Source organism: Thalassotalea sp. LPB0316, from assembly GCF_014898095.1.
In the GTDB taxonomy this organism is placed as follows: domain Bacteria; phylum Pseudomonadota; class Gammaproteobacteria; order Enterobacterales; family Alteromonadaceae; genus Thalassotalea_G.
In genome coordinates this window covers 2,732,636-2,747,345 of record NZ_CP062946.1, presented here as the reverse complement: position 1 = coordinate 2,747,345, position 14,710 = coordinate 2,732,636, and the positions used below count along the sequence as shown (strand labels likewise).

Annotated in this window: 15 protein-coding genes; 9 read left to right on the top strand and 6 right to left on the bottom strand. The window is 41.0% G+C overall.

Annotated features, from left to right (window positions below; genetic code table 11):
- The first annotated feature begins 30 nt into the window (after positions 1–30).
- The 8 genes from LP316_RS12345 to LP316_RS12310 all read left to right on the top strand — a co-directional run bounded on the left by LP316_RS12345 (position 31) and on the right by LP316_RS12310 (position 9,960).
- Positions 31–513 carry an Hsp20 family protein gene (locus LP316_RS12345; protein ID WP_193023896.1) on the top strand — a complete coding sequence of 161 codons (483 nt, stop codon included), beginning with the start codon at positions 31–33 and terminating at the stop codon, positions 511–513.
- 265 nt (positions 514–778) lie between these two features.
- Positions 779–1,729: an ABC transporter ATP-binding protein gene (locus LP316_RS12340; protein ID WP_193021458.1), complete on the top strand. Its 951-nt coding sequence runs from the start codon at positions 779–781 to the stop codon at positions 1,727–1,729.
- On the top strand, positions 1,719–4,604 hold the full coding sequence (locus tag LP316_RS12335) for a Gldg family protein (RefSeq protein WP_193021457.1): 2,886 nt from the start codon (positions 1,719–1,721) through the stop codon (positions 4,602–4,604). The genes LP316_RS12340 and LP316_RS12335 overlap by 11 nt, the downstream gene beginning before the upstream one ends.
- Before the next feature lie 9 nt (positions 4,605–4,613).
- Entirely contained in the window at positions 4,614–5,540 is a 927-nt protein-coding gene (locus LP316_RS12330; RefSeq protein WP_193021456.1) for a DUF4340 domain-containing protein, read from the top strand.
- Between the two features lie 114 nt (positions 5,541–5,654).
- Positions 5,655–5,954, top strand: a complete 300-nt coding sequence (locus LP316_RS12325) for a hypothetical protein (RefSeq protein WP_193021455.1) — start codon at positions 5,655–5,657, stop codon at positions 5,952–5,954.
- Between the two features lie 2 nt (positions 5,955–5,956).
- Positions 5,957–6,811 (top strand): RNA polymerase factor sigma-32, encoded by an 855-nt coding sequence (locus LP316_RS12320; protein ID WP_193021454.1) that lies wholly within the window; start codon positions 5,957–5,959, stop codon positions 6,809–6,811.
- 25 nt (positions 6,812–6,836) lie between these two features.
- Positions 6,837–7,952 carry a S1C family serine protease gene (locus LP316_RS12315; protein ID WP_193021453.1) on the top strand — a complete coding sequence of 372 codons (1,116 nt, stop codon included), beginning with the start codon at positions 6,837–6,839 and terminating at the stop codon, positions 7,950–7,952.
- A gap of 421 nt (positions 7,953–8,373) precedes the next feature.
- Positions 8,374–9,960: an arylsulfatase gene (locus LP316_RS12310; RefSeq protein ID WP_193021452.1), complete on the top strand. Its 1,587-nt coding sequence runs from the start codon at positions 8,374–8,376 to the stop codon at positions 9,958–9,960.
- 212 nt (positions 9,961–10,172) lie between these two features.
- Here the strand turns inward: LP316_RS12310 and LP316_RS12305 are convergent, their stop codons facing one another.
- The 6 genes from LP316_RS12305 to LP316_RS12280 all read right to left on the bottom strand — a co-directional run bounded on the left by LP316_RS12305 (position 10,173) and on the right by LP316_RS12280 (position 14,093).
- Positions 10,173–10,904, bottom strand: coding sequence for a hypothetical protein (locus LP316_RS12305; RefSeq protein WP_193021451.1), 732 nt, complete (start codon positions 10,902–10,904; stop codon positions 10,173–10,175).
- A 154-nt stretch (positions 10,905–11,058) separates the two neighbouring features.
- A complete protein-coding gene (locus tag LP316_RS12300; protein WP_193021450.1) occupies positions 11,059–11,466 on the bottom strand; it encodes a hypothetical protein in 408 nt (135 codons plus the stop codon).
- A gap of 47 nt (positions 11,467–11,513) precedes the next feature.
- The gene (locus tag LP316_RS12295; protein ID WP_193021449.1) at positions 11,514–11,960 is read right to left on the bottom strand and encodes a hypothetical protein; all 447 of its coding nucleotides are present in this window, start codon (positions 11,958–11,960) and stop codon (positions 11,514–11,516) included.
- Between the two features lie 3 nt (positions 11,961–11,963).
- Positions 11,964–12,212, bottom strand: a complete 249-nt coding sequence (locus LP316_RS12290; RefSeq protein WP_193021448.1) for a hypothetical protein — start codon at positions 12,210–12,212, stop codon at positions 11,964–11,966.
- An 84-nt stretch (positions 12,213–12,296) separates the two neighbouring features.
- Positions 12,297–12,713 (bottom strand): VanZ family protein, encoded by a 417-nt coding sequence (locus tag LP316_RS12285; RefSeq protein ID WP_226960739.1) that lies wholly within the window; start codon positions 12,711–12,713, stop codon positions 12,297–12,299.
- 27 nt (positions 12,714–12,740) lie between these two features.
- Positions 12,741–14,093 (bottom strand): MipA/OmpV family protein, encoded by a 1,353-nt coding sequence (locus tag LP316_RS12280; protein ID WP_193021447.1) that lies wholly within the window; start codon positions 14,091–14,093, stop codon positions 12,741–12,743.
- A 256-nt stretch (positions 14,094–14,349) separates the two neighbouring features.
- On the opposite strand from LP316_RS12280, the gene LP316_RS12275 reads away from it, so the two are divergent.
- Positions 14,350–14,709: a PAS domain-containing protein gene (locus LP316_RS12275; RefSeq protein WP_193021446.1), complete on the top strand. Its 360-nt coding sequence runs from the start codon at positions 14,350–14,352 to the stop codon at positions 14,707–14,709.
- Position 14,710 lies beyond the last annotated feature (1 nt).

Genomic DNA, 14,710 nt, shown 5'->3' with positions numbered 1-14,710 from the left:
TTCTATGTTGCTTCAAGCGGAGGATATATGATGAACTCAGTTGATTTAACCCCCCTATACCGCAGTAGTATCGGTTTTGACCGCCTAGCATCGCTGTTAGACAGCGCGCTTACTTCTGATACTACGCCAAGCGGTTACCCCCCTTATAATATCGAGGTGATTGAAGATAACCGCTATGCAATCACATTAGCTGTTGCTGGTTTTTCACAAGATGAGCTCGATATTCAAGTAGAAAAAGGCGTATTAACAATCCGTGGTAACAAGTCGACTAAGGATGACGGTAAATATTTGTATCACGGTATCGCCAATCGAACGTTTGAGCGCAAGTTTAATCTTGCAGACTATGTCGAGGTGACAAACGCCGATTTAGCTAATGGCTTATTGACGATTGATTTAGTGAAAGAAATCCCTGAGTCGATGAAACCTAAGTCGATTGCAATAAATCAAAAAGCACAGGCGATAGAAGACAAAAGTCAAGCACAGCGCTCCAACAAAACAGAAAAGGCGGCGTAATCATTCAAGGGAGCTTTGCTCCCTTGAACTCTTCATCTTTCGTTCATTGTGTCGCGAGTGAAGGATCAAGTGTTTGCTGAGCACAACTACGCATTTAGTTTACTCATACCGGAATATAGCCGTATTTATATTGGTTTTAAGACAACGAAATATTAGAGGTTTTGAACAATGTACTTTGCGATAGCTTAGATCACGAAACATCGGTGAGGGCAAAGCCCGATTAGCATTTTATACAACAATAATTAAATAATAATTGGAGACTGGTATGCTTCATGTAAGCAAGTTGACTCGCAGTTATGGCGACTTTGTTGCTGTTAACAATGTGAGCTTTTCTATCCAACAAGGAGAAATTATAGGTCTGTTAGGTCACAATGGCGCGGGAAAGACTAGCATAATGAAAATTATTAGCGGCTTTCTCGAAGCTGAACAAGGCGAAGTGACACTCGATGGTATTTCGATAACTAACGAGCCCAAAAAATTACAGCAACAATTGGGCTATTTACCGGAGAACTTACCTGTTTATCCGGAAATGACCATTGCTGAATACCTCGACTATGCGGCAGATCTTAAAGGCTTGAAAGGCGAGTACAAACACTCAGAAATTAAGCGAGTTATTCAAGCTACAGATCTGTCGGCTAAACTACTTGCGCCGATTGAAACTTTATCGCGGGGTTATAAACAAAGAGTTGGTGTTGCTCAGGCAATTTTGGGCCAGCCTAAACTGCTTATCTTAGACGAGCCTACCAATGGCCTTGATCCGGAACAAACCCAACAAATGCGTGAATTGATCAAGAGTATTGCTAGCCAAGCAACTGTTATTTTATCAACCCACATTATGCAAGAAGTAGACGCCTTGTGTGATCGCGTACTGATCTTAAAAAATGGTCAACTATTACTCGATGAAACAATGGCTAACTTACAGGATACAAAGCACGTATTAGTTGAAACCGACTTTGAACAGTTAGATCTTATCGAGGCGCTCATTGGTGTCGAATTTGTTGCTCCAATAGATTCACAAAAGTTACTCGTTGAACTAGAACAAGCTAGCCGTATTCGGGAAATAAGTAGTGAAATTAGTCGGTTAATTGTCAATCACGGTAAACAGCTATATAGCTTAGTGCCACGAAAACGTGATTTAGAAAGTGTTTTTAATCAAATAAATAACCAAGAGCCAAGCCAAGAAGTAACTCATAAGGAGGTGCAAGATGCCGCTTAAATCTTCCGCCTTGTTTAATATCTTTCGTATCGCTAAAAAAGAAGTGAGCTTATTTTTTGCATCACCGATCGCCTATTTATTTATTGGCGCATTTGTCGCTATCACCTTGTTCATCTTTTTTTGGGGCGAAGCATTTTTTGCCAGAAATATCGCAGATGTGCGACCGATGTTTGAATGGATGCCTGTACTTTTGATATTTCTCTGTGCGACATTAACAATGAAGCTCTGGAGTGAAGAGCGACGAAGTGGCACAGTCGAATATGTTCATACCTCATCGGTACCCTTATGGCACTTTGTTGTCGGCAAATTTTTTGGCTGTTTAGTGCTGTTGAGTGTCGCATTACTGATTACGCTCGCATTGCCTATTACAGTAAGCTTTATTGGCGAGCTCGATTGGGGGCCGGTTATTTCGGGTTACCTTGCGGTTTTATTGCTAGGTAGTGCCTATCTTGCCATCGGCCTTGCTGTTTCTGCTAAAAGCCATAACCAAATTGTCAGCCTAATTAGTGCAAGTTTTATTTCCGGCATATTTTTCGTTATTGGTACACCTGTTATCACCGATATGTTTGGCCACCAAGGTGCAGAGCTTTTGCGCCAACTGGGCACTGGCGCACGCTTTGAAGACATTACCCGTGGCGTAATCGATGCGCGAGACTTATATTACTACTTGTCACTTACGTTAGTTTTCTTGGCACTGAATACCTACTTTTTAGAGCAAGAACGCTGGGCTAAGTCGGCAGACAAAGCAAGTAAAAAAGTTCGCTATCACAAGCAATGGCAGTTGATCACCGCATTACTTTGCGTCAATCTTCTGACCGCAAATTTATGGTTGGGGCAACTGTCAAGTTTACGGATAGATACAACGGCAGGTAAGCAGTATTCGATTTCTGATGCCACCAAGTTTTATATCGAGCAGTTGCAAGAGCCGCTATTGATCAGAGGTTATTTCAGTCAAAAAACGCATCCTTTGCTTTCGCCGTTAGTTCCGCAAGTTCAAGATTTGCTCAACGAGTATGAAGTTGCCGGTAATGGTAGAATTCGCGTTGAAATCGTCGATCCACAACAATCACCGGAGCTTGAAGAGCAGGCCAACAACCAATTTGGCATTAGCCCTGTGCCGTTTCAAGTTGCAGATCGCTACCAGTCTTCTATTGTTAGCTCTTATTTCAACCTATTAGTGCAATATGGCGACGAATATCAAACCCTTGGCTTTAGCGACTTGATCGAAGTCAACAACCACTCGCCGTCAAACATCGAAGTACTATTGCGCAATCCTGAACACGACATCACTCGTGCGATTAAAACAGTGTTGCGAGATTACCAAAGTGCAGGAAACCTGTTCGATACCGTCAAACAATCGTTAACGTTTACCGGTTATGTTTCCGCTTCAGATAAGCTACCGCCAGTGCTCAGCGAATTTAGAGCAGATATTGAGGAAAAGTTAAGCCAATTAACGCAGCAAGCCAATGGTATGCTATTTGTTAACTTTATTGAGCCAGAAGCCAATCAGGGTCAAGTTGCCCAACAAATAGCCGATGAATTTGGCTTTCAACCCATGGCGACAAGTTTACTTGCCAACGAGCAATTCTATTTTTATTTAACATTATCAACACCGGAGCAAGTGATTCAAATCCCGCTCGACGACTTTACTGCTGATAGCTTTAGTCGCAATGTTGAAGCGGCAATCAAACGGTTTGCCTCAGGGTTCACAAAAACCGTTGCGGTTGTCAAGCCTAGCACTGCATCTTATAGCATGCCTTCAACGAGCTTTTCTCAACTTGAACGGATGCTAGAGGCTGAGCTGAATGTGATCAATGAAGACTTAACCGATGGCAGCGTTACAGGTGAAGCTGATATTTTGTTATTGGTAGCACCAAGCTCACTCAATGAAAAGCAACTCTTTGCTGTCGATCAGTTTTTAATGAAAGGTGGCACAGTGATCGCAGCAACATCGCCATACAAGGTTAACTTAATGGCGAGAAATCTATCAATGTCTAACCATTCAAGCGGCCTTGAAGCGTGGTTAAAACATCATGGCTTAACCATTGAAAATACCTTGGTTATGGATCCGAGTAATGCGGCATTTCCACTGCCGGTAACTCGCAACGTAGGCGGTTTCCAATTACAAGAAATGCGCATGCTCGATTATCCGTATTTTGCTGATATTCGCCAAGGGTTAAATCAAGAGCATCTTGTGACTTCGCAATTACCGCAACTGACTATGCCATGGGCGTCACCTATTAAAGTCGACAAGGATGCAACAGCCATTGCATTTACACCATTGATCAAAAGTTCAGCGCAGGCGTGGACATCAACGTCACTTGATATTATGCCGAAAGTTGATCAGCTCGGTAATACTAGTTATTCGGCACAAGGTGACACTGCACAGCATTTATTGGGGGTGATTGCTCAAGGCAGGTTTACTTCGTATTTTGCTGATCAAGAATCCCCACTGCTAGCGGCGGATAACGGTGCAGAAGAAGCTGAGCAAAAGACAGAAAACGAGTCGGTGGATGTTGGCAGTGTTATTAAACGCGCGCCACAAAGTGCTCGTATTATTTTGTTTAGTGCTAATGACTTTTTGCAAGATCAGGTCTTAAGGCTAACTGCAGGGTTATCACAAACAGATTATCTCAACAGTTTACAACTCGTGGTCAACACGATTGATTGGTCGCTTGAAGACACGGCATTAATGAGTATTCGTTCGCGCAGTAACTTTAATCGCACGTTACCACCAATGGAGCAGAATCAGCAACTACTCTGGGAGTATGGTAACTATTTACTGTCATTTAGTTTACTACTGACTATAGCGTTTTGGCTTCGTCAACGTCGAAAGAGTCAACAGCGTCGTTACTTAACTTGGTTAACTCAGTAGGAGGGTAAAATGGAACGAAATATTACAGCGTTAGTCGCACTTTTGCTCTGCCAACTTGCTATCGCCGGCCTTATCTACATTCAGGATACTGGCGATTTTAAAGATAAAAGCAGCCTGCAGCTAATTGCCAATAGCGACAGCCAGCTTCAACAACTTGAAATTACCGATGGTGAGCAAAGCTTAACGCTTGAACGTGCTGAAAGTGGTTGGTTTTTGCAAGGTTATCCAAAGGTAAAGTTAGATCAAAGTAAAGTAGCTCTTGTCACACAGGAGCTATTAGCCACTAAGCTTGCGTGGCCAATCGCCCGCAGTGCAACCAGTCACCAACGCTTTAATCTAGCTGATGATAGTTTTGATAAACGACTCACTTTTACGAATAGTCAAGGCGAGCAATCGGTAGTTTTATTTGGCGATTCACCTAGCTTTAAACAGCTCTATGTGAGAAATCAAGATCATGACGAGATCTACAATATAAAATTTGCCGGATATCAGGTAACGGTCGATGCCGATGATTGGCTAGATAAGCATCAATTAGCCATTGATAGTATAAGCACTATTGAGCATTCGCTCGTTAGCGTGTCGAAAGTTGACGAACAATGGCAATTAGCCGGGTCATCTATTTTGAATGAGCAACAACAAATCGACTCGCAAGCAATAGAAGATTTTGTGAATCAACTCACGAGTTTAACGGTCTCAGGGTTGGCAACAACCGATTTAACACCGACAGATACCTTGACCGTTGTTGATGACACTAACCAACAATACGTCTTTGCCTTTAGTAAAGATGAAGATAACTATTATGTTCAGCGCGAGGACACAGGACAATGGTTTAGACTACCTCAATACAAGTATGAACAGATCACGAAAATTTCATTAGACAACTTCATTTCACCGCAACAAGAGGAGGAAACAGAATTAGAAAAGGTCACAGAGTAATTATTCATCTTCAATAATTAGCGCAAGTCGCCTTGTGCGGCTTGCTCTTATTAATCATCTAGCGAAATAGCACGTATTGAAATTATTTTATATTGCTTACAGCGAGGATATATCATGACTTCAATTTATAAACCTCTAATTAAAATCTTAGTGATCTCTTTGGTGATTGCACTTGCCATCGGGCTGTCGGTATTTGCGACAGTAAAAGAGGCTAAAGCCACCAAACCGATAAACAGCCAACAGATCAGCGAAGTAAATACCAAGCAGTTGAACAAGAGCAATCGACCAATTAGCTCGCAATATCAACGAAAACTTGCACAAGATATCGCTAAACTTATGCCCGGCCATCAACAATTTAATTCAAAATTTTTGTGGTATGTGTTGGCAACGAGTGGACAAGCAAAGGAGAGCTAACGATGCAAATTCAGCTACCGATAGCAGCAAATAGCGCTAATAGTTTTGAGGCTTATATGCGTTATGTCAGTAGTTTGCCTTTGTTAACCGAGCAGCAAGAAAAAGACTTGTTTTTGAGTTATCAGCAACATGATAACTTGAGTGCCGCTCAGCAAATTGTGTTATCTCACTTACGGTTTGTTGTTTATATAGCTCAGCGTTACAAAGGTTATGGCTTGCCAATGGAAGAAATTGTTCAAGAAGGTACAGTTGGCCTAATGAAATCGGTAAAAAAATTTAAGCTTGATTGTGGTGTTCGCTTGGCCAGTTTTGCTGTGCATTACATCAAATCAGAAATTCAAGAATATGTGATTAAAAATTGGCGTTTGGTTAAGGCGGTAACGACAAAAGCGAAGCGAAAACTATTTTTTAATTTGCGAAAATTAAAAGCAAGTAATCAGTGGCTTTCGTATCAAGAAAAGCAAGTGTTGGCTGAGCAATTAAATGTTTCTCAACCCGATATTACCGATATAGAAGCTCAGTTTAGTCAACCAGATTTATCAATTAATCAGCGTACTAGAGATGTTGATGACCGCACTTTATTAACTGACGATTGGCTTGCTGATCAACGTGAGTCGTTTACGCAAGGTGTTATTGAGCAGGACTACACCGAAAAAACGTTGAACAAAGTCAAAGCCTGTATACGGATGTTAGATGAACGAGCTAAAGATATTATTGAGAACCGCTGGTTAAGATCCGAAAAGTTAACCCATAAACACTTTGCTGAAAAATATGGTGTTTCTCAAGAGCGTATTCGGCAAATAGAAGCGCAGGCACTTGCGAAAATAAAACAGCAACTCGAAGCAGAAACTGGCTAAGACATGAGTTAATAAAGGCATTAATATGGACAATAAACTGATACTGGTAAAATGGCTTCGGCTTGTATTGTGGCTAGTTGTCACCTTGTATTTGCTCACATTATTGATGCCGGTAATTGAAACTCATCTCTTGAAAATGCGCGCTGAACCAAGAGTGGTTAGTGCTCGTGGTGAGTTAGCCGATTCAGAATATTCTACGATTAATATTTTTAAGCAAGCAAGCCCTTCCGTAGTCTATATATCAACGAGTAATCTTGTTCGCAGCTATTGGTCACGTGATGTTCGCAAAGTACCACGAGGCACCGGTTCAGGCTTTATTTGGGATCAATTTGGCCATGTTGTTACTAACTACCACGTCATTAAAGGTGCCAATGAAGCCAGCATTCGGCTAAACGATGGTCGTAGCTATGCTGCTAAACTCATTGGTGCAAGCCCAAATCACGACTTAGCGGTATTAAAAATAGATGTGCAATTTGACTTGCCTCCTGCTGTACCTGTAGGGACTAGTGATGATTTACAAGTTGGCCAGTCAGTATTTGCCATCGGTAATCCGTTTGGCCTAGATTACACCTTAACCAGTGGTATAGTATCAGCCCTCAACCGAGCTTTATCAGGCGACTCTGAGCTTATTATTAATAATCTCATTCAAACCGATGCCGCAATAAACCCTGGCAATTCTGGTGGGCCGCTCCTTGATAGTGCAGGGCGTTTGATCGGTATAAATACCGCAATATTTAGCCCCTCTGGCGCTTACGCTGGTATCGGTTTTGCCGTGCCAGTTGATACGGTTAATCGGGTCGTTCCGCAACTGATTAAGTTTGGCCATTACACCAGACCGTCATTAGGGATATCATTCGATCATGATATTAATCAGCAAATTACCCAACAATTAGGCATAAGTGGTGTTGCGATATTAGAAATTGTTAATAATTCACCCGCTGAGCAGGCGCAACTTCAGAGCGCGCGAGTTACTAGTTTTGGTATTACCTTAGGCGATGTTATTCAAGCAATTAATGGCAAGCGAACCGATTCGGTCAAAGCGTTATTATCTGAGTTAGATCAATATCAAACTGGTGATAATGTTGAGCTCGACGTATTACGCGGCAGTAAGAGTTTTAAGGTTACAGTAACTTTAGCTTAAAAAGCACTTTAAGTTTTCTTTCATTGAATTTCGGATATTGATCATAAAATTAAAGGTAAACAATTGGCGTAAGTACACTGTTATACATTATCTGAGGATTTTTTATATAGCAGTTAGGTGACTGTTGTCGCTCCGTTAACTTAAGTTGCATAAATATTCATGTACTTACTCAAAACTAATGCATACTTTGCGTTAAAGACAATCGTGTGTTTTTGTTACAATTTTAACGGGGATTGGTACGGTGCTTAACTAACTTAATACGAAGAAAACTCATAGTTAGATCAAAAGGTTATTGAAAAAGTAAGCGATAGGATTAAATCTTGATTTTAACAAAATAATTACATGTTTTTAGTGCAATTTTAACAAGGTTGTGTATTAATATGTCTGCCGATTAAAGACCAAAAAACAAAACGGAGTTTTTATGAGTATCAAACCGATAGTAAAAAACTTGGTGTTATCACTATCGCTTGCAGCACTTTCAGGGCATGCATTAGCGACAACAGACACCTCTCGACCAAATATCCTTGCACTGTGGGGTGATGACATAGGTCAAGATAACCTCAGTGCTTATACCATGGGCCAAGCGGGGCACTTTACACCCAATATAGACCGAATCGCAAAAGAAGGTGCTATTTTCACTGACTACTACGGTGAGAACTCTTGTACTGCCGGTCGAGCTGCTTTTATTTTTGGCCAGCACCCTATGCGTACAGGCTTAACAAAGGTAGGTTTGCCAGGCGCTAAAGAAGGTGCGATGGAAGATGACGTAACGATTGCGTGGTTGCTTAAGGAAAAGGGCTACGTAACGGGACAATTTGGTAAAAACCACTTTGGTGATCGCGATTCTCATTTACCAACGAATCACGGCTTCGATGAGTTTTACGGTAATTTATACCACTTAAATGCCGAGGAAGAGCCTGAAAATGAAGACTATAACCGCTTCATGTCACCAGAGCAGGTGAAGCAGTTTTCTCCTCGCGGTGTTATTCATTCATTTGCCGATGGCCGACTTGAAGATACCGGACCATTAACGAAAAAACGCATGGAAACAGCCGATGAAGAATTTTTGGCTAACGCGTTAAAATTTATCGACAAAGCACATAAAGATAAAAAGCCTTTCTTTGTATGGTGGAACGCTTCACGCATGCACGTTTGGACTCACTTGAAAGAAGAGTCTAAAGGCATATCTAAGCGCGGTGGTTTATACGGTGATGGTTTAGTAGAGCACGACGGACACGTGGGTGTTTTACTTGATAAACTAGATGATTTAGGTATTGCTGATAATACCATTGTTATGTATTCAACCGATAATGGTGCTGAAAAATTCACATGGCCTGATGGCGGTACTGTTCGTTATAAAGGTGAGAAAAATACAACATGGGACGGTGGTTTCCGTGTGCCGGCAATGGTACGTTGGCCAGGTAAAATACCTGCGGGCCAAGTCGTAAATGAAATTGCTGCTCACAACGACTGGATGCCGACTTTCTTGGCTGCAGCAGGTGATTCAAACGTTACCGAACGTTTAGCAAAAGGTACGACGATCAACGGTCGTAAATATAAAATTAAACTTGATGGCTACAATTTATTACCAGCGTTAATGAAAGGCAAGAACACAGTAGCTGATGACAACTCAGATTGGCCACGTAAGCAATTTGTTTATGCAACTGACAGTGGTGATGTAGCCGGTATTCGTATTGGCGACTGGAAATTCTTATGGTTAGAGCAAGAATGTGAAGGTATGAGTGTTTGGTTCTGTCAGCTAGAACAACGTCGTGCACCTTCGATTACTAACTTGCGCCAAGATCCTTATGAGATTGCAGCCGATGAATCTGGCACATATGAAGTGTGGTGGGCTAATCGCATGTATATGATGGCGCCAGCTGCGACAGAGGTAATTAAATTCTTGTATACTTTTAAGGATTACCCGCCTTCACAAGTACCAGGTGACTGGACGTTTGATTCAGTCGTTGATCAAATTGGTATTTGGGAAAGAGTAACGAACAAGTAGTTTTTAAATCAAGCCGATAAAGAAAAAATCGCCCACAACAGGGCGATTTTTTTATCCGTGAACTTTAAAGCAACCGGCTATACTTAACACTATAGGTTTAGAGCAAAGAGATACCTTTTGCACAATTAGTTCTAAAGATTAATAAAGGTGACAAGCTGTATGCGGTTAGTGCAGATTAGTCTTTACAAGAGGATAAGTGATCGTATTAATGATTAAAACTGATACATGTACCCTATTACAGGGCCATGGGTGACCGTGTCGTACTTATAGTAACCTGGTTGATTCTGTGTACCTTCATCCACATCGACAAAGGTTGCCTTGTACTTAATGTCTAGTGAATGTTTGCGATTAAAATGATACAGCAAGCCACCCTCTAGGCTCGACGTGAAATCTGCGCCACCCATACCTAAATCTCCTCGAAGAGAGTAGCTCCAATTGCGGTTGATATCTCCTGTCCAGCGAGCGCCGATAAAGTAGTCTACCCAGTCTTCGTCACGACGAAACCTAACCTCTTTATCAGCTATCGGTAAGGTGAGGTCTAGCGCATAATCATTATCCCACCAACGCAAGCCAAACAAGTAGTCAATGGTTCCTTTATTATTTTGTTGGCTGTAGAGTCCTTCTACTTGTAATACACCTTGGCGAACTCGAGCAGAGGCTATGCCGTCTCTCGGTGTGGCTATATCGTCTTTTAAGTCCATGAAAGCATAATCAACGATAAAGCCCCAACCTGAGTCGTGTTTACCTTTAAAGTTTATCATGGCTGCCGCGTCTAGCGTTTCTAGAATTTTGTCAAAGTCTACTTGCACGGCGTCTGCATTAATACGCCCGATGCCAGCATCTCCTTCAATTGTCGTTGCTTGTAGGTAAGGATTAATAACAAATGCCCAGTCGTCAGCTTTTACAAGTGGCGAAAAGAGTAACGAAGTTACTAAGCTTGTCATTAAAATACTTCTACAAGTCATTGGCTTACTCCCCAAACTCAGGCATTGAAGGCTTTCAACTTCTTCGGTTGATTATATAAGCGTAGTTTAATACTAGGTGACTTGCGAAATAATATTTTTAATAATTAATGGGCTTTTGTACTCGTTGGTTTTGTTAATTCGATGAACGAGTGGCAAATCGATAACCAAACCAAGCCATAGGAATGTAACAGCACACTATATCAATAACCGTAAACCATAGAGGGGCAGGTAGTTGATATGCCATAGTAATACCACCTGCAAGAAATAATACACCAACGAACATGGCAAACGGGAATTGGTGTTCAGTTGCAAGCTTGGCGACAAAATATGCTCCGCTTAGTGCACCTAAGGCATGGGCAAGCAGTGGTGCTAAAAAGTGTTTAGTCTGATATAGGTGCATTGATTGAGCGATACTTTCAACACTGTTGGCATTCACGCCCGGTGGCGGTGGGATCACTTCAGCACCGAGCGCAATAATCAGCATGTTTACCGTCGAACCCAAAACGATACCGCCAAGTAATACAAAGGTATTTCTAATCATGTAATATCTCTAATAGTTGATTTATAGTTTTAATAAAACGCATCAAATTATTTTACTTTTATATGGTGTTTTTTTAGTTGCTTGAGCAAATGTTTTCCATCATTGGTTCCTATTGTGATTTTCTCACCAGATAAACGTGTTAACTCAATGGCGTGATTACCCGACACAATGTAAAGCCAACCACTAGGCACCAGTCTGATGCCCAGGCCGTAATACCATTTTGTTGTGATCAATCGAGCTGATGTGATATCGCTTAATGGTATTGTCTTGTGCCAAAATTTAAGGCCAAAATGCCAACCGATTTTATCGTGAGTTAGATAAATAGTTAGCGATGAGAATAAAGTCGCAATGATAATTAGTAATGCCAGAGAGAGATTCATGACGACAATATGCTCATGTGTCGCTACGATCAAAAATATCCCACACAATGCCAAAACAATGAGTAATGCGGTACCTTGTTGTTTATGGCGGTAGTGATAAATAGGTTCAGCCATGGTTTACAGGTTTGAAATTTCGTCGTTGAGCTCGTAGCCGTGACTTGTAACAATTGCCTCAAGCGTGATCACGCGTTTTTTTAATGCGCTGATTTCTTCTCTTAACTCAGGTACCGAGTTATCTTGTACTTGTGCTTTCAAGCTTGCTAATTCTTCATTGATTTGCGCATTGCGCGTGAGAAAGCGATTGACCATAAAGCCAAAGATAAAGGTTAAGCTAACTGCTATTACGACGAGAAATATTGTGGACATCATAATTCCTTTTAGTTTAGCAAATGAAAGTGTTCCGTATTTATAAATCTAGCTGATTTTTAATTAATTACAATTGCTTAAGTCTTATTTTGTTGGTTTTATTTTATTGGCCACAGCCGTCATTATAGTTGCCAGTAACAAGCCAACCAGAATGCCGGCGCAGTTAGCCGCAACGTCTAACCATTCACCATAGCGATTAACGAACGGTTGTAGTAATTCGATCAGGCCACCAAAGGTCACCAATATTGTAATGTATAACCAAAATTTTGTTGGCCTAGCTAGCCCAACGGGTAAAGCTAATAAGCCGTATGCAATAAAGTGATGGGTTTTATCGGTACCGGGTACCCGTGGTAAATGCTCTGCTGGATATAGGGACGCAACGGCAATTAACGCCATAATGAGTAGCGTCAGGGCTTGCCAGTGCTGACGCACAAAGTTGATACAATGAGAAAACATCATGGTACTTGTAGAACGATAATTTAGTTGCTCATTGTTTCGCATTTAGTAACCACTAACAAGTGCTACTCGTTAAAAATCAAATTGTAAGTAGACCGTATTGTAGTTGCTGCCACCTTTTATCCGACCAAACTGTGAGGCAGATTCAAAAATTGCCGAGCGATGATGAATGCTATAGCCAAGCCAAACATTGCGCATATGTTTCTCGTTAAATAGGTCGCCAAGATTGATATCTATGGTGAAATCTAAGTAATTGAGCCACTCACTCCCTTGATAGCCTTTTCTATCCATTTCACTTTGTTCGATATAAGTTAATTCATTAATGTATGAAACCCCTTCAGCAAAGCCTAAACGTGTGCGCACAGGCCATTGAAAAGTATAGTAAGCCTTAATTGCTATCACATATTCTTGAAGGTTATCTTGGACCTGTGATGACCAATGCCATACAAAACCGGGGGTTAAGTAAATTTCTAATGGTAAACTAAATAATTCATCCGTAAGAGGGTAGCCATAAAAAACAGAGGTTAACTTGTTATTGTACTCATCTTTTACTCTGTTCAACCTCAATATGTCACCAATATTCGATGGTGTTGCCCAACCATGAGCTACCCTGATGTACTCAGGTAATGACAATGGCTCGGCATATTTTTTTTCAACATTATTAAAAAAGCCAAAGCCAAGATAAACTTCAGATTGCCACTCGTCATTAATACTGGCTGATTTGCGCGCTTCACTATTTAAATAAGTGCCATAAGCACCGCCTAAAAGGTATAAGTTATCAAAAACATGATAGCGTGCAGCGAAACCCACCTTGGTATCAAAACCTGAATCAAGCGTTTCATCCCCTAAGTTGTAATATAGGTTGTTGTACTTTTTGTTGCGCCAACTAACGGACGCTTTAGGTCGCACTAACCAGTTTCCGCGATGATATTGTGCTCCTATACTACCGACTGTATGAAAAGTACCATTGGGATCAGTCATCAAATCAAGCTCTGTGTAATAGGTATCGTTGAGCTGGTAGCGAAGCTGTGCACCGTAATCGGTCGTGTCACCGCCAATACTATTTTGTAGTGAAGAGGGAATATCAATAAAGTGATTGCGAATTATTGCGTTTAGTTCTAGGTCGTCATGTTTATACAAGTGAACACCACCTTCGGTACCACGTAAAAAAATGTGTTCTCCGTTATAAAACATCATAGGGAAAAATGTAGTCACTGTGCTATCTTCAACGCCAAAGTCGACTGAATAAGGAATCGAGGCATTTCTCACTAGCGCTGCTAATCCCCACTCTGGATAGTCGTATTGCTTTTGTTCTTGCAACGTTAACTGAAATGTTTTGTCAGATGACTCTGTAGGGGATTCGTTTGCCCATACTGTTGGCACAATTAGGCTTGAGATAAAGCCCAAGAAGGCTAACTTATACATAAGTATTAATTTCCTTGTTAGTAGCGATAGGTTTTACCTAGCTTAATACGATAAAGTTATTGACTATCTTCGTGTTAACTTATTGATTATTGTGTTGAATAGTTTAGCACCACATCAAGTCTAATGTTAGCTTGAAGTATTGTTGGTCTCCAGAAAGATTTTCCTTAATAATGCATTACAATTAAAACTTACGCTTGAAGTTTGGTTGTTTTTTGAGCATATTGTGCGTGGGGTAATTATTTCTGATAGGGGTTAAATGAAAAATTTCCAGCAAGAATTGAATCTCAACCGTTATCCAGTTGCTCGAACTGATGCAGCAGGGCAGTTTATAGAGGTTAATCAGGCATATGAAGCTTTGACAGGTTATACCCTAGCTGAACTTAAACAATTAACTTATCGAGAACTCACGCCAGAAAAGTGGTTAGTGTTTGAAAACCACAAAGTGATTAAAGATGTGTTTACCGTAGGTGAAATTAGTTACGACAAAGAATATATCCATAAATCAGGTAAAGTGATCCCCGTTCACGCCCAGGTTTTTTTATTTAAAAATGAACAAAGTAATGAAAAGGGGATGTGGGGTATTTTTCAGCCGTTATCTGAAATGATTGTACCTTAAC

Excerpts from the sequence above, each read along its gene's own strand:
- LP316_RS12280 (WP_193021447.1), bottom strand. The coding sequence starts at position 14,093 with ATGTATAAGTTAGCCTTCTTGGGCTTTATCTCAAGCCTAATTGTGCCA.
- LP316_RS12330 (WP_193021456.1), top strand. The coding sequence starts at position 4,614 with ATGGAACGAAATATTACAGCGTTAGTCGCACTTTTGCTCTGCCAACTT.
- LP316_RS12320 (WP_193021454.1), top strand. The coding sequence starts at position 5,957 with ATGCAAATTCAGCTACCGATAGCAGCAAATAGCGCTAATAGTTTTGAG.
- LP316_RS12290 (WP_193021448.1), bottom strand. The coding sequence starts at position 12,212 with ATGTCCACAATATTTCTCGTCGTAATAGCAGTTAGCTTAACCTTTATC.
- LP316_RS12335 (WP_193021457.1), top strand. The coding sequence starts at position 1,719 with ATGCCGCTTAAATCTTCCGCCTTGTTTAATATCTTTCGTATCGCTAAA.
- LP316_RS12275 (WP_193021446.1), top strand. The coding sequence starts at position 14,350 with ATGAAAAATTTCCAGCAAGAATTGAATCTCAACCGTTATCCAGTTGCT.
- LP316_RS12345 (WP_193023896.1), top strand. The coding sequence starts at position 31 with ATGAACTCAGTTGATTTAACCCCCCTATACCGCAGTAGTATCGGTTTT.
- LP316_RS12315 (WP_193021453.1), top strand. The coding sequence starts at position 6,837 with ATGGACAATAAACTGATACTGGTAAAATGGCTTCGGCTTGTATTGTGG.
- LP316_RS12340 (WP_193021458.1), top strand. The coding sequence starts at position 779 with ATGCTTCATGTAAGCAAGTTGACTCGCAGTTATGGCGACTTTGTTGCT.
- LP316_RS12310 (WP_193021452.1), top strand. The coding sequence starts at position 8,374 with ATGAGTATCAAACCGATAGTAAAAAACTTGGTGTTATCACTATCGCTT.
- LP316_RS12305 (WP_193021451.1), bottom strand. The coding sequence starts at position 10,904 with ATGACAAGCTTAGTAACTTCGTTACTCTTTTCGCCACTTGTAAAAGCT.
- LP316_RS12295 (WP_193021449.1), bottom strand. The coding sequence starts at position 11,960 with ATGGCTGAACCTATTTATCACTACCGCCATAAACAACAAGGTACCGCA.
- LP316_RS12300 (WP_193021450.1), bottom strand. The coding sequence starts at position 11,466 with ATGATTAGAAATACCTTTGTATTACTTGGCGGTATCGTTTTGGGTTCG.
- LP316_RS12285 (WP_226960739.1), bottom strand. The coding sequence starts at position 12,713 with ATGCGAAACAATGAGCAACTAAATTATCGTTCTACAAGTACCATGATG.
- LP316_RS12325 (WP_193021455.1), top strand. The coding sequence starts at position 5,655 with ATGACTTCAATTTATAAACCTCTAATTAAAATCTTAGTGATCTCTTTG.